We start from the raw sequence: 14591 nt of genomic DNA, 5'->3' as shown, positions 1-14591 counted from the left end.
ACAATATAGTGTAAATATTGCAGTTTTTATGTAAATATAATATTTATATCTCTTTTTTCTTTGTCAAAATTTTGATAATCTTCTCAAACCAATCCAAATCTTCATTTGTTGTATTAAACTTATCAATTATGAGTCCATAGGCATAAGCATCAATAATATTGAGCTTTGGATACTGTTTTTGAAGCTCAAGCACTCTTTCGTTTGTTCGACAACGCTTGAGTCGTTTTTTGAACTTATCATTATATTGTTCAAAATAACGAGTTGTTGAATATTTTAACTTTTTCTTCCCCTCTTCACCACTTGGCTTTATGATGCTTATCATAAATGACAATAGATAGCTTCTTGAGATAGAATACCCACCATACAGATGCTCAAAATAGGCTTTTTTGAGCCAAGTTTCTACTCTTTTTTCATTTGGGCTTTTACTATTTTGAGCTTTTATACCATCAATGTTATCCATTTTTTTAACAATTTTTTTAACTTCCTCATCACCTTGTGTAATATCCCATATAATTCCAGTAACAGAAGCAATCGGATCATCTTTTGTTATGTAGGAACGGTTAAAATCACTATCGCTTAGCTTATAATAAAGATGTCTAAACGCATCTTTTGAATATTTATGTATGTCAAGCAGAGAACCACTACTTTTCATTTTACCCCTCCTCTTATGTAGTTTTTTATAAATTCATCTATATCCTCAATTCTTACTTTTAAAATGGATCTATCTTCTAATATCAATTTATAAAAATTATGCGATTTATCGACACTGTAAACTAATTTATTGAAATCTTTATATGTAGTTTTTTTTTCTATAATACCTCTCATTTTTTTATCTTCTAAAAAATCCTTATAATTTTCAACGGATTTTGCATGATTATTTAAAAGATTAGCAAAAATCTTTTTTTTCCATATCCTTTCACTCTTGAGTGGCTTAAGACCATCTTTTTTAAGCCATGCTATAAACTCATCAAAATCTTCATACTTTTGTTTCATCTTCTTCCTCTTCTTTATGAGTTATTGTTATTATTATTTATATATATGTCTAATTTTTAGACTAAAAAATCTAAAATCTAGATTTTGGAATATACTTTTTAGACACTTATCTAATTTTTAGACTCGCCTACAATCGCATTATTTACAAAATCGCTCCACCATAATTTCGTTGTTCGCAAAAAACCGCTTGTGAGATCCTTTTCTACCAAGCCTCTATCTATCAGTTTTTGTACACTGTTATATGCTGTCGCTCGTGAAAAATCAAACATCTTGCCAAGCGTTTCAATTTTGCCGTAATACCAACCTCTAAACTCACTCTCTGGATTGTTACTAAGATTATAGATGGCATTGGCAATACAGTAATCGTTGTTACTGAGTCCATGTTTTATACGATATTTATGAATTATAGTCGTGTACAACACATCAAACTTTTCCCTTTGTTTCATCGAAATTTCTCAGTATGTTTTGATTGTTTTTGTTAAAAAGTCGGCGACATCTAAAAGATTAAATACAACTTTTGCATTTTTAGCCTTGCCAAGCTTTTTGTAGTTTGGCAACCCTGTACCTTTAGCGATGTAGAGATCTAATGTTGAGCTGCTTATACCTAGCTCACTTGCCATCTCAACTTTCGATATTACAGCTCTTTTATATTTTTTTAACAGATACTCATAGAGTCGCTCTTTTTGTAAATCTTCATCACTTTGCATAACTTTTCTCCTTTTTGTTTAACATGAGAAAAGTATAGAAAATGAGCTACAAAATAGCAAAAATCTAAATAAGTAAATAGCTGTATTTAGGCGTATTTAGCAACATTAACAATTCAAAATTTAGTGGATTTAGACGTAATTTAGAAACTAATAAACGCAATTAGGCGTAATTTTTCATTGAATTTAGCAAATCTGGATACATTACTAAAAGTGTTACTTTTAGTAATATTTTTAGGGGATTATTCAAAACTTTGTGTCAGACCGATAGAATACTAAATTTTAAAGGAATGACTTATGAAACAATAGTTCAACATGGACGAGGCACTTGAACTCATAAAACAAGGCATTAGAATTGATATTTTGTTCAATAATTCTTTAAGCTTTATGGAACGCGGAAAACTAATATGAGTGTTTCGTGTTTCAAAACCTAGAGATTGTTGAATGCATAAAACTATCTACTCTGTAGGGGACATTTCACTTAAATTTATTTTTATCTTTTAAAGTTCTATATCCATTACTTTATTTTTCCCTGTTGGCTTATCATAAAACATATGAAGTAAATGATTAATTACTAAATCACTATCTACAATTTCATATGATTTTTTGAAGAAAATATTTTCCTTATATTGAGATTCTAAAATCTTTTTATCCTGATAAAATGCTAGTTCTAAAAAAGGTCGCAAGAGAATAAATTTTAAAAATGATGGCACAAAGGTCTTTAGCAAACTAACATTAACAACCATCTGTACTTCACCTTTATTTATAGGTACAAAGAATACAGACACTCTAAATAGAAGTTTGTTGTTTTTTAAGTAATCTATTTTAGCAAATCCTGGAAAATTACATGAAGCAATATTTTCATCTATTCCACTATCAAAAAGTTTATTTATAAGTCCGTTTTGCATGTTGTTTAATTTATAATAAGTTTTAAACCCATGTTCATCACTCTCTTGAGTCACACTCATGCTTTGTCCATTTTCACTTCGCAATAATCCTCTATGTATAAAAGGTGTATGAGTTGGATCCAAAAAGTTTTCTATACTATGTACAAAATCAGCTTTAAGATGTTTAAAATTAGTAGTACTGCTATAAATTTCAGAAAATAAAAAATTATTATAAAATTCCTTATCCCCCTCTAATCTTACCCATACAATTCTATCTATCTCTTTAGTAGATATAGCTTGTATCTTTATACTATTACAGTTTTTACATCCAGGAATATTTTTTAATTCTCCTGTTTTATCAAAACTCCATCCATGATAATTACATCTAAGTTGACTATTTACAATAGAACCCTTAGATAATGGTACATTTCTATGCGGACACCTATCTTCAAAACATGTCACTTCATTATCTATTCTTACAAATACTAATTTAAATCCAAGTAATGTTTTAGCTAATGGTTTGCCCTTTAATTCCTTTGAATTAAATAATGGAAACCACTCTTTTTTTAATTTTTCTATATTCATAACTTTAACCTTTTTAGAAGTGGAGCATAAAAGTAGTTTGCAATTAAACTCAATATTTTCCAAATTATTTTTTTAAAAGAAGAGAGATGCTTTACATTAACAAACATATACTCTAAACATGCTTCTGCACCTCTCATAACTTTAAAATTAGAAGCACCAGAACTAAGATTTAGTAAATATTTTCTTTGCATTGCATACTCCATAGCGTAAGCTATTAGCCTACGATAAAGTGCCTCTTTAATATCATAACTATTATCGTATCCTATAATTGGGGCGGTAATAACTCCATCTTCTCCAACTAAGCCTACAACACCAACATATTTATCTTCCATACAATCATAGAGTAATCTTAAATGTATAAGTTTCTGTTGTTGTAACTCTTTAAGATACAAAGCTTTGAAATGAATATTATGTTGCGAATATTTTTTTAAGTATAATTGATTGTAAAGCTCCTCAGCTTTTTCAAATAATTTAAAATCATTTATATCTAATTCTATAAATATATATCTGTCACTATTTAAAAGATTTTTATCCCGAAGATAATTCTGGCGCTTTTTACATATGTTAATATCTTTAAATATATACACTTGACGAGAAGTAAGAGCTATCCAACCACTATTTTGCAATTTTTCATATAGTTTAGGATTTTGCACTTTATTAACTGAACGAACCAGCATAGTATGCTTAGGATAATTTTCATGTGCCAATTTTTCAAGTTCTATTATATCTATATCTTTAAAACCTTTATCAAAAAAATTAGTAGAAAACATGTAATTATTTAAAGTCTGTACAGTGTCTATTTTCAATATCTTTAAAATAAATTCAAACCCATATATTAGAGCTGATGCAAAGTACTTTTGTATTTTCGAGTCTACTTTTACAAGTTCATCTTTTGAATAGGATATCATCATATTATAAGGGGAAACCGTATAGCAGTTTGGCTTTATATCATCGACTATAGATACTAATATACTTTTATTTTTTAACTCATACTTAACTACTTTAGCATCAACATTACCCATAAGTTTAAAAGATGGGTATTTCTTTAATATATCATATAGTTTATGAGAAAAATCATTCATCTTTTTCACCATCATATTCAATATCAAATGTACTTGCAGATGTTATATGTTTTCTATAGATGAAAGCTCGTTTAATTATTTCATATAATGATAGAAATTGACTATAAAAAGGGAGTCCATCAAGTGCATCTTTTGCCCCTTTATGGTTATGATGAAGTTTCATAAACTCACCGTCTAATAATGCTTTAAAGCCAAAAAGCACATAGAGACTTACACCAACTCTATATGATTTCTTAAGTATTTTAGATTTTTTATTTAATCTACCGTCAGATTTAATTTCTATACTATTGGAGATAAGGTGTAAGCCACTTGTCGCTCGTGGATTACACTCTAATACATATAAATCATTTCCATCGTCAATATAATCAAAAGCAACTTGTCCATGATAGTTATTTAATTTAGCAAATTCAATTATAAAAGCTTCGCAACGGGTATCTTCATAATATTCAAAATATGTTGACGCTGCATGATTTAATAGATACATAGGTTTATAAACGACATGTGAGATAACTTTGCCATATTCACAAACTGCATAATTACATATAGCAGTTCCATGTATATACTTTTGCTGTACCCATGGATTTTCTAATGTTATTACTATATTTTCTATACTTTTTAAATTAACATCTCTGATTATATCTCTTCCAAAACGTGAATATACAGGTTTTAAAACTGTCTTTTCATTTAATTTTATATCTTTTTTTGACCTTATTAACTTACTTTCTGGTATTTTTACATGCGAATTAAGTAATGAGAAAAATTCAAGTTTATGATGCAATTTAAATAGTAGTTCAGTATCTGGCATAAAAAATAAAACATCAGCAGAAGTGGTGTCTTTTAATTTACTGAGAAAAAAGATATCTTCACAGTTTGGTATTACCATATCGATAACTAAAAAAAGCTTTTCCATTTCCCGTTGATAGCCAGTTAAATCGATTCTAGGTGAAGGGATTTTTATATATGTTGTATTTTTATAAAATTTAGAAATAGGGTAATCAAGAGAATCTACTAAAATAACCTGATGTAATCCACGATTAGCTATTTTAATCCATTCTATAGTAACTGGTGCTCTTGGACAGGTTAGAAGAATTGTCATAACTGTTGTACCCTTCTTCTTTTTTTATTTAATTCTTCTATTTTATGCATATGAAATATATGTTTTAATGGTTTAAGATTATGGGTTATATATAATTTACTTAGAGCCTCTTCAACTTCATTTTTCACACTTATTGGGTCAATGTATATATGTAAAGTATCACCCTCTTTTATAACCTTATACTCATTTATGTTAGCATTATTGAAAATAATAGCTCGTCTTATAAAATCAGGGAAAAGAAGGTACTCCTCATCTTCAACTGTACACATTTTCAAAATATCATCACATCGTCCCTCTATTCTTTTTATACAAGTAAATGCACTACCGCAAGAACAAACTTCTTCATCCAGAATCAAAACGTCATCAAGTCTATATCGAATAACAGGTTGAGTTGTACGATTTAAATCTGTTACTATCGGTATGAATCGAAAACTTTTTTTATCAATCCATTCTTTTTCTACAAGCACTATATCTTCATTTAAATGTAAATTTCCTTCTTTACATGTGTGTGCTAAAAAGCCTTCTGTACATTGATACACTTGATGAACAGGTTGAGAAAATCGTATCTCAATTATCTCTCTATCATCTTCTTCTAATACTTCAGCCACTGAAATAATCTTTTTTGGTTTTATAGTTAATGTGTCGCTTTGAGCAAGAAGTCGTAGTACTTGTGCTGGTGCTATTAAAATAGATGGTTGTGTCTTATTTAGTATTCCTATATGCTCTTTTAATGGAGTCAGTAAATCATAGAATGTAAATGAGATTATAGAGCTACCTACGCTCTCATAAAGATTACTATTTGCTCTTAAAAAAAAAGCTATTTTATGCTTTTGGAGTAACGGTTTTGGAAGCATTCTTCTCAATATATACCCTGCCCATCTAGCACTCTCTTCCTCAGATACTAAGAATACTCCTCTACTCCCACTCGTTCCTGATGACAAACCTACTGTTATATCTCCAATTTTAGAAGAAAAATCTCTACTATCTTCCGCTTGTAAAGCCACACTTAAAGCATCTTTTTGACTTATGTCTAGTGTATTGATTCTATCAAAGTTTTCCATAAATGTTTTTTTATTAATGATAGGAAAATCTTTTAAATTTTGTGATTTTGGATAGAAATCACTTTTTAAATTTTTTAGTAATCTTGAAAGTTTTTTCTTTTGGTACTCTTCTACATCTCGTCTATTGAAAAATAGTTTTGTACCTAAATAGTACTTCATTATTTGTAATTTTTTAAACATCATTACTCTTTTTGATATACTTATCCAATGTTTTTGTACAGTGAGTAGGAATAATCTCTATTTCTGAATTATTTTTATGTAATATTTGCAATTTTTCTATAGTTAAATAGTATTCTTTCATATCTTTCATAATTAAACTTGTTAAGATATTTGGCTTAGCATTTTCAGTAATCGCTCTGATATTCCATATAGCATCTGAAATAAAGAAGTAGTTATCAACTAGCATTCCATATTGACCATGGGCATGACCAGGTAGTTCTATAATATAGATATCATCTAAAATGCTATAACCTTTTATAAATGGATATAGCGATGAGGGCAAATCAATTTCTTTTAAATCTTCTATAAATGTAACTCTTTGCTCAAAATCTTCTGGCAACAAAGTAGGTAATATGCCTTGTTTAGTCTTAGAAAAACGAGACAATTTTTTACTTTGAGATAACTCATAAGCTTCTTTTGAGCAAAAGATATGGGCATTAGGAAAATCTTTCAATCCTCCTATATGATCCGCATGAAAATGAGAAATAAATATATAATCTATCTTTTTAGTTAGTATTTCACACAATGGTTTATCTAATGTTACAGGAGTAGTAAGTGCATAAAACTTCTCAGGGAAGTTTTTTGTAGCATCAAAAAAATGGATAGAATACCCTGTGTCAAAGAGTAGATTTCCTTTTTTATGTTCTATAGATGCAACCATTGCAGGAAACTTAACACTTTTAAAACTACCACCTCTAAGTACCATAAATTCAGGATGCTTACAGTATCCAATTTCATAAATTTCTATATTTTGCATATTTTTTTAATCCCTCCTCTATAGTATATACTGGTTTATACCCAAGTACTTTTTTTGCTGAAGATATATCTAGTATTTGGCTATTACTAATTACCCCTATACTATATTTAGTTATTATAGGCTCTTTTATTAATTTAAGCTTTGAAATGCCTTCTAAAAATCCAGCTACACAAATTAATAAAGTATAAGATATATATCTGAATTTTACATCAATATTTATACTCTTCATAACAAGTGTAAAAATATCTTTTATATTCATTGGTTCATCATTGGTTATGTTAAAAATTGACTTATTTGGGATATCTTTAGTAGCTGCTAAAAATAATGCATGCACAACATTCCCAACATAGGTTACATCTACAATCACATTTCTATTTCTTACTAAAGGCAGCGAACCTTTATTAGCAATTTTTTCTAACCTTGGAACTAAGACCTGATCATACTCTCCAAAAATTCCACGTGGTCGAATTATTACAGATTCAATATCACTATTTAAGACAACTTGTTCTGCTTCATACTTTGTTTTAGCATAATTATTTACAAATTTCTTTGAAATGTAATTTTCTTTTACATTATATTGATTGGTAAAATCAAAATAAATACTTGGAGTAGATACATGAACAAGTTTCTTTATAGAATATAATTTCATTACATCAATAACATTTTTAGTAGTAATCACATTAGCATTATAAAAAAAATCATAATTACCCCATGGAGAAGAGAATGCAGCACAATGAAAAACTATATCCGCATTTTCAAAATACTTTATTGTAAGCTCTTTATTACTTAAATCAAAGGAATGAAACTTAACCTTTAATTTATCACCAATCTCTTTATTCCTTCCCAAAGCTATTACTTCCCATCCTTCTTGTAATAAAAATTCTACAAGGTTTCTTCCAAGACCACCTGTAGCTCCAGTTACTATTGCTTTCATTAAGGTATTTCCCAAACTACAAGACCTAAACCAACTCCTGCCGATGTCCCTACCAACATTACTTTTTGTCCACTAATAAGTTCTTTTGTATGCATTAAAGTATGTAATGCACTAGGTATTGAAGATGAAACTTGGTTACCATGGGTTTTGAATATATCTATGAATTTTTCTTTATCTATATTTAGCATTTTAACTATATGATTTAATGAAGACTGACTTGCTTGATGTGGAACGATCCAATCTATATCATCTAATTTAAGTCCTTTGGATTTTAAAGTTTTATCTATGAATGATGGTAAAATTTTAGAGCTTAATTTATAAAGATTTTTACCATTCATTTCAAAGTAGCTCATATCTTTATAATCTCCTTTATAATTATTTGGATTATATTTAGAACCTCCACCTTTAATCATACAATATTCATAGCCCTTAGAATGAGTTTCAAAATTAGATACTATTATTCCACCAGAGTTACTAGATGTGACTATCATTGCACATGCACCATCCCCGAATATACCTGCTGTTCTTATATTATTCCAATCAAGTCCTACTGATGCTATGTCACAAGATACAATCAGTATATTGTTATAGTTTGAAAATAAATTAGATGCAATATCAAATGCTCTTAATGTACTTAAACATGTCATATTAATATCAAAACTTGGAATAGGTCTTGATGGATTTAATAATCTATGTGTACTAGCTCCATTATATGGTATTGCTTGTTCCATTGTCGCACTAGAATTAATAATGCAATCAATATCATCTATACATAGCTTTGCATGCCTAAGTGCTTCTGCTACAGCATTAAATACTAAGTCTAAAGAATTACTTTTGTCATCTAGAAAATAACGCTTTTGCAATCCTGTTAATTGATAAACTGTACCACTAGCTAAACCTAATTTTTTATCTATACTTAATGATGTTACTTCATTATTAGGTAAAGATTTACCTATTCCAATAATATTTATAGGATTACTCATTTTATTATTCTTTCACAGCAATATTTTTTTATAGTTACTATAGATAGGATTGTCTTCTGGAAAATATTCTAGCATAGTTTGGGTATAGCGATCAAAAGGATTTTCAATATCTGATAATTCAAAACGTTTTTTATATGCTAAATCATAACTATTAAGTACTGTACTAAATGGTACAGGATAATCTGTTCCAAAAAGTAATTTATTATGTATATTTTCTTGTTCACTTAGATGTCTTAGTACTTTTGCTCTTACTGGAGTTAAAAGTGCTGAGATATCTGCATATAAATTATCATGAGTTTGAAGCATCTCTAATAGTTTAAAATATTCACTATTAAAGTTTTTAGGATTTGATGACAATGCTTTCAATATTTTCATTGGTTCATAACTTAATGCCATATGTGCTGCGATAACATTAACACCTATTTCCAAAGGATGATCGAGCATATCAATTGTTTCACACTCTGTAAATGAGTGAACACTACTCTCACTACCAATATGAACAATAAGAGGAATATCTTTATCTTTTAACTTTTCAAAGTATGCTCTGTAACGTTTTTCTTTTGTATTTACACCCCAGTAGTTTTGTAAAAACTTTGCACCCTTAAAACCTAACTCAGTATATTTGTCTATTAGGTCTAGGGCATCTGGTTGCATAGGGTTTATAGAAAAAAATGGAATAATAATATCCTTGTTTTTTTCATATAATTTTAGCAACTCTTCATTGGTTGCGCACACTGTGATATCTTTATGTATTACATGACCTTTATCATCAACCCTTGCATCAACACCAAAGAGTACTGTCTTACTTAAATATTTAGAGTCTCGTATCATTTTTGTAAATGAATTAGTGTATGTCTCATAAGGATTTTCTATCAATGCTTTAGCATCAAACCCCATTTTTTTACCAAAAAATTTAATTGCTAACTTGTCGTAAAAACGATTGAAGCTAACCTCACTATTTAACAGGTGAGAATGTATATCTACTGTTTGCATAATTATTTCCTATTTACAAAGTTCTTGTGCTAAACTTTTAGCACCTTTAAAATCACTTTTCCCACTTGCTAACTTAGGAAGCTCATCTACATGTAGTAAAATACTTGGATGCATAATAGAAATCATACTACTTTGCTTAATAGCTTGTTGAATCTCATCCTCCGTAAGCTCACTGTTATAAAGAAGTACAATTTTCTCACCCTTTTTGTCATCACTGAGGTTCACGGTAATCAACTCTACACTTTCAGCAAAAATATTTTCTAATTGCTCTTCGACACTACCTAAACTAATCATCTCTCCGGCTACTTTTGCAAATCTGCTATAACGATCTACAATAGTAATAAACCCATCACCATCTACATGACCTTTGTCCCCTGTTTTATAATAACGGATCCCATCTATCTCAACAATAACTTCAGCAGTTTTTTCAGTGTCATTTAGATAGCCTTTCATAACTTGCGGGCCTCCTACAATAATAAGCCCATCTTCACCAATTTCTAGTTCATTAAGCGTTGATGGGTCAACAATTTTAACAATAGTTCCTGGCAGAGCTTGACCTACTGTCCCCATCTTATTTGCAACTATAGGACGCATTGAGTCTAAATCAAGGGAGTCCGGCATATTTACTGATATAACAGGTGAAGTTTCTGTTGCTCCATATCCTTCAAAGATATCAAGACCAAATTTTTCTTTAAATGCACCCTTAATCTCTGGTTTTAGTTTTTCAGCACCAGCTACAACCATCCTTACACTTTTTAACATAAGCGGATGTAGTTTTTTATTACGGTTATATAGTCTAAAAAATGTTGAAGTTCCAAACATAATTGTTGCTTGATAACGAGCCGCTAGTTTGCCTATGGCAGGTGCATCTGTTGGATCTGGTGCACTAACCATTGTGATTCCCTCACAAAGTGGTAGTAAAGTAGTCACCGTTAAACCAAAAGAGTGAAATATCGGCAATGAATTAAGAATAACATCACTATCTTGAAAATTTAAAAGTGCAGATACTTGTTTAATATTTGCCATCAAGTTTTTATGAGTAAGCTCTATTCCTTTAGGTGTGCCCTCGCTACCACTACTAAATAAAATCGTAGCTGTATCATCAATATTTACATCTGCAAAATAAAGTTTTTCTATCATCCATGCAGGCATTAGGTAAGCTTGTAGTAAAGCTGTTATTTTATTTGTTTTTGTAAAGCTTTTTCCAATATCCTCAACCATCATTAAATGCTCACCTAATGCTTGTGAAAAATCAAACCCTTTTAGAGATAGTTTTTTTATGAACTTCTCCGAGCTGATAACTGTAGTAATATCTGCTTTTTGTATTGCACTTGTCATTGCTAAAGAACTCAAAGTATAGTTAAGGTTTACAGGGCGTTTTCCAAGAATTAACAGTGCCATATTTATAATAGAACCAATAGAAGATGATGGTAATAATACACCTACATTTTTTTCTTGTAATGATGTTAAAGATTTAACAAAAAGTAAAACTGCCGTAATCATTTTTGCATTATTCAGGTCTGTTCCTAAGGCATCAACTATTGAGCGTTTAAATAGTTGAGACTTTGCACGTTTTAACCAACTGTACTGAAGAGGTTTTGATTCTGAGATTTGATTTTCCCATGTTGTATTGGAAAGCTCAGTAACTTTTTGTTTTAGTATCTCTGCATCTGTATCTGAAGGTAAAATTTCTCCAAATATAACACCAATATCACGTTTTGAACCTTCTTTGGTCATTTTCTTAAAATGATTTGCAGCACGGGAGAATGTTGAACCCCATAATCCATGAATGTAAAAAGGAATAATAGGATGGCTTGTATCTTTTAATGCCATCTCATAGCCTTTTTTAAATTCGTTAAGTTGGCCGTTATAGCTGATACGCCCTTCTGGAAACAATGCTACAACTTCACCATTATCTAGTCTCTCTTTTATTTGCTCAAAAGAACCCCTGGCTGTTCCTGAGATAGGAATAACATTAAACAAATCCACAAACCATTTTATATACCATTTGCTGTAAATACTTTTTGCCATAACAAATTTAACAGCACGTGGAGAAGCTACCTGAATTAACATCCAATCAATCCAACTGATATGATTACCTAAAAGTAAAACACCACCACTTTGAGGTAGGTTATTTAAACCTCTTACTTCTAAGTTATATCTTGTCCATAAAATTGGCAATAGTAATATACGAACAAAAAGATGTGGTAGTCTTTTGATACTGTATAAACTACCAAAAAGTGTGATAATAGCACTAAAAATCAAAAGCATTGAGCTTGTAAGCCCTATCTTTACAAAAAGGATAGTAAGGATTAAAAAAACCACCATTACAATGTTCTGAATAAAATTATTTCCAGCTAATATGGTCCCTAGTTCAGAATCCTTTGCAAAGTACTGGATAGATGCGTTGAGAGGGACAATAAAAAGCCCGCCGAAAAATCCAAAAAGAAAACTTGCTATACCCATAGTGTAAAGATTAGAAGAAAATGCAAATAACAATAATGAGCCAAAAATTCCAACTGCTCCAACTGGAACAATACCTAGTTCTATATGAAGTTTTGAAAAACGACCTGCTGTGATAGAACCTATAACAAGACCAATCGCACTAACAGCTAAAATTGACTGAATAATAATTGCATTTTCATCACCAGTCATCTCTTTATAGTGTGCAGGAAAAGCAGCGACCATAACTTGTCCAACACCCCAAAAGATACTAAGACCGATTATACTAAGCCAAATATTTTTATCAAATCTAATAAGTTTAATATTTTTCTTTAGGTAACTCAAATCTAAATAGTTACTCATATCAAAACTTTCTGTAGCTTTTTTAGATTTAGTAACTGGTAATTTGTAAGCATAAAAAAATTCAACAATACTGAGAGTAACTAATACCCATCCAATAGGTGCGATACTTTGTAAAATTGCATTTGTATCTGTAACATTTGCATAATAATTCTCAAAGACAATAGAAAATAAAACTGAACCTAAAAGGATTGATACGATAGTAACAGCTTGAACTACACCGTTAGCCGTTGCTAGATTTTCAACCCCTGTTAACTCTTTGATTAATCCATATTTTGAAGGTGAATATATAGCACTTTGAATTGCCAAAATAAAAGTCAATGCAAATGATGTGTAAAACCACCCTTGATAATAACTATATGTAATCAGCAGTGTCAAAAATATAGCACTTATTGCTGCATAGCGAATAACTTTTGTTTTTGAAAATCTATCACTAATGTAACCTGATGGTGAAAATAGTAATATAAATGGTAAAAGAATCATTGCGTTTATAAGTGCACTAAGAATGATTAGAGTATCCCCTTCAAAACTTTTAAGTAATACATTTTGAATCGTAATTTTATGACCTATATCTAACATCGCATTAATAAATAAGATAATTATAAAAGGTATAAAGCCTTTAATATTTAATAATGTTTTCATTATATTTTCTCACTTTCTTGATAAGATTTAAGTGTATGCATATTAAATAGATACGGTTTTAAAATCAGAGTAGTATCAAACAGTGTTTTAAGAGCTTCATTTTTATTTTGAGTTTGTTCTAAAAACTTTTTACTAAATTCAACTTCAAACTTAGCTAACTCTCTTGCATGTTTTACATACGCCTGTGTAACATCTGTAGCAATACCAAGTTTTTCAAGATTTAAAAGAATCTCTAATATTTCAAGCTCTTTTGTAGTAAATGCCCCATCACGTTTAAATAACAGTCCCGTATCAAGATAAGATTCTAGTTTTTTTTGTGTTATTTTATAATTTTCACAAATAAACTGCTGGGTATATGTACTTTGATGTGCTGAGCCCATAAGCATGTTAAGAGTTTCAAGTATCGCTTCAAAACCTCTCTCAAAATCAAAGCTTCCGTTATTTATAACAGCTTTAATCTCACTAATAGAAGAACCGAAATTACTTTGTAAATATTTAATAAACTTTATGACTTCAATAGAACTTTCATCGTAAAGGTGAAGATTTGGTTTTGGTTTTTGTGGCTCGAGCAACAAACCTTCTTTAACATAATAAAGAATAGTTGATTTTGGGGTATCTGTTAATTTAACTAGTTCACTCATTTTTATAGACATCGTATATCCTTTTAGAAATTATTTGAGAAAGTATAGCCTAATTAAGTATAAAGTGTCAAGTAACACTTTATACTTTTGCTAAAACATGTTTAATTTACTCATTTTACTACTATGTCAAAAATGACTTTTTTCTGGAATGTCCCCCTGTAGACTATACAGTTACTAAACTTGTAGATTTTGGAACTTGCTCCAAGTTTCGA

The 14591-nt window shown here is 29.9% G+C and carries 14 protein-coding genes; all 14 read right to left on the bottom strand.

The annotated features are described in order from the left end of the window. Positions 1–43 precede the first annotated feature (43 nt). Positions 44–652 carry a hypothetical protein gene (locus OQK60_RS06625; protein WP_297685340.1) on the bottom strand — a complete coding sequence of 203 codons (609 nt, stop codon included), beginning with the start codon at positions 650–652 and terminating at the stop codon, positions 44–46. Continuing rightward, a complete protein-coding gene (locus OQK60_RS06620; protein WP_297685339.1) occupies positions 649–993 on the bottom strand; it encodes a hypothetical protein in 345 nt (114 codons plus the stop codon). Before OQK60_RS06620 ends, OQK60_RS06625 begins: the two co-directional genes overlap by 4 nt. 110 nt (positions 994–1103) lie before the next feature. Further along, the gene (locus tag OQK60_RS06615) at positions 1104–1439 is read right to left on the bottom strand and encodes a hypothetical protein (protein WP_297685338.1); all 336 of its coding nucleotides are present in this window, start codon (positions 1437–1439) and stop codon (positions 1104–1106) included. Between the two features lie 9 nt (positions 1440–1448). Next, on the bottom strand, positions 1449–1700 hold the full coding sequence (locus OQK60_RS06610) for a hypothetical protein (RefSeq protein ID WP_294933086.1): 252 nt from the start codon (positions 1698–1700) through the stop codon (positions 1449–1451). A gap of 497 nt (positions 1701–2197) precedes the next feature. Continuing rightward, positions 2198–3169 carry a Rieske 2Fe-2S domain-containing protein gene (locus OQK60_RS06605; RefSeq protein WP_297685337.1) on the bottom strand — a complete coding sequence of 324 codons (972 nt, stop codon included), beginning with the start codon at positions 3167–3169 and terminating at the stop codon, positions 2198–2200. Further along, on the bottom strand, positions 3166–4251 hold the full coding sequence (locus OQK60_RS06600) for a hypothetical protein (RefSeq protein ID WP_297685336.1): 1086 nt from the start codon (positions 4249–4251) through the stop codon (positions 3166–3168). Before OQK60_RS06600 ends, OQK60_RS06605 begins: the two co-directional genes overlap by 4 nt. Next, complete coding sequence (locus OQK60_RS06595) at positions 4244–5347, bottom strand: ATP-grasp domain-containing protein (RefSeq protein WP_297685335.1); 1104 nt, start codon at positions 5345–5347, stop codon at positions 4244–4246. The genes OQK60_RS06600 and OQK60_RS06595 overlap by 8 nt, the downstream gene beginning before the upstream one ends. Beyond that, a complete protein-coding gene (locus OQK60_RS06590) occupies positions 5344–6588 on the bottom strand; it encodes a F390 synthetase-related protein (RefSeq protein WP_297685334.1) in 1245 nt (414 codons plus the stop codon). The genes OQK60_RS06595 and OQK60_RS06590 overlap by 4 nt, the downstream gene beginning before the upstream one ends. Beyond that, positions 6581–7384 carry an MBL fold metallo-hydrolase gene (locus OQK60_RS06585; RefSeq protein WP_297685333.1) on the bottom strand — a complete coding sequence of 268 codons (804 nt, stop codon included), beginning with the start codon at positions 7382–7384 and terminating at the stop codon, positions 6581–6583. The genes OQK60_RS06590 and OQK60_RS06585 overlap by 8 nt, the downstream gene beginning before the upstream one ends. Further along, entirely contained in the window at positions 7362–8318 is a 957-nt protein-coding gene (locus tag OQK60_RS06580; RefSeq protein WP_297685332.1) for an SDR family NAD(P)-dependent oxidoreductase, read from the bottom strand. The genes OQK60_RS06585 and OQK60_RS06580 overlap by 23 nt, the downstream gene beginning before the upstream one ends. Continuing rightward, the gene (locus OQK60_RS06575) at positions 8318–9301 is read right to left on the bottom strand and encodes a 3-oxoacyl-[acyl-carrier-protein] synthase III C-terminal domain-containing protein (RefSeq protein ID WP_297685331.1); all 984 of its coding nucleotides are present in this window, start codon (positions 9299–9301) and stop codon (positions 8318–8320) included. The genes OQK60_RS06580 and OQK60_RS06575 overlap by 1 nt, the downstream gene beginning before the upstream one ends. Before the next feature lie 12 nt (positions 9302–9313). Then, entirely contained in the window at positions 9314–10294 is a 981-nt protein-coding gene (locus OQK60_RS06570) for an amidohydrolase family protein (RefSeq protein WP_297685330.1), read from the bottom strand. Positions 10295–10303: 9 nt separating this feature from the next. Next, on the bottom strand, positions 10304–13738 hold the full coding sequence (locus OQK60_RS06565) for an acyl-[ACP]--phospholipid O-acyltransferase (RefSeq protein WP_297685329.1): 3435 nt from the start codon (positions 13736–13738) through the stop codon (positions 10304–10306). Continuing rightward, complete coding sequence (locus OQK60_RS06560; RefSeq protein ID WP_297685328.1) at positions 13738–14391, bottom strand: MerR family transcriptional regulator; 654 nt, start codon at positions 14389–14391, stop codon at positions 13738–13740. The genes OQK60_RS06565 and OQK60_RS06560 overlap by 1 nt, the downstream gene beginning before the upstream one ends. Positions 14392–14591 lie beyond the last annotated feature (200 nt).

Source organism: Sulfurimonas sp. (genome assembly GCF_026196735.1).
Taxonomy (GTDB): domain Bacteria; phylum Campylobacterota; class Campylobacteria; order Campylobacterales; family Sulfurimonadaceae; genus Sulfurimonas.
The sequence above is the reverse complement of the archived record's forward strand: the minus strand, read 5'-3'. Positions and strand labels throughout refer to the sequence as shown.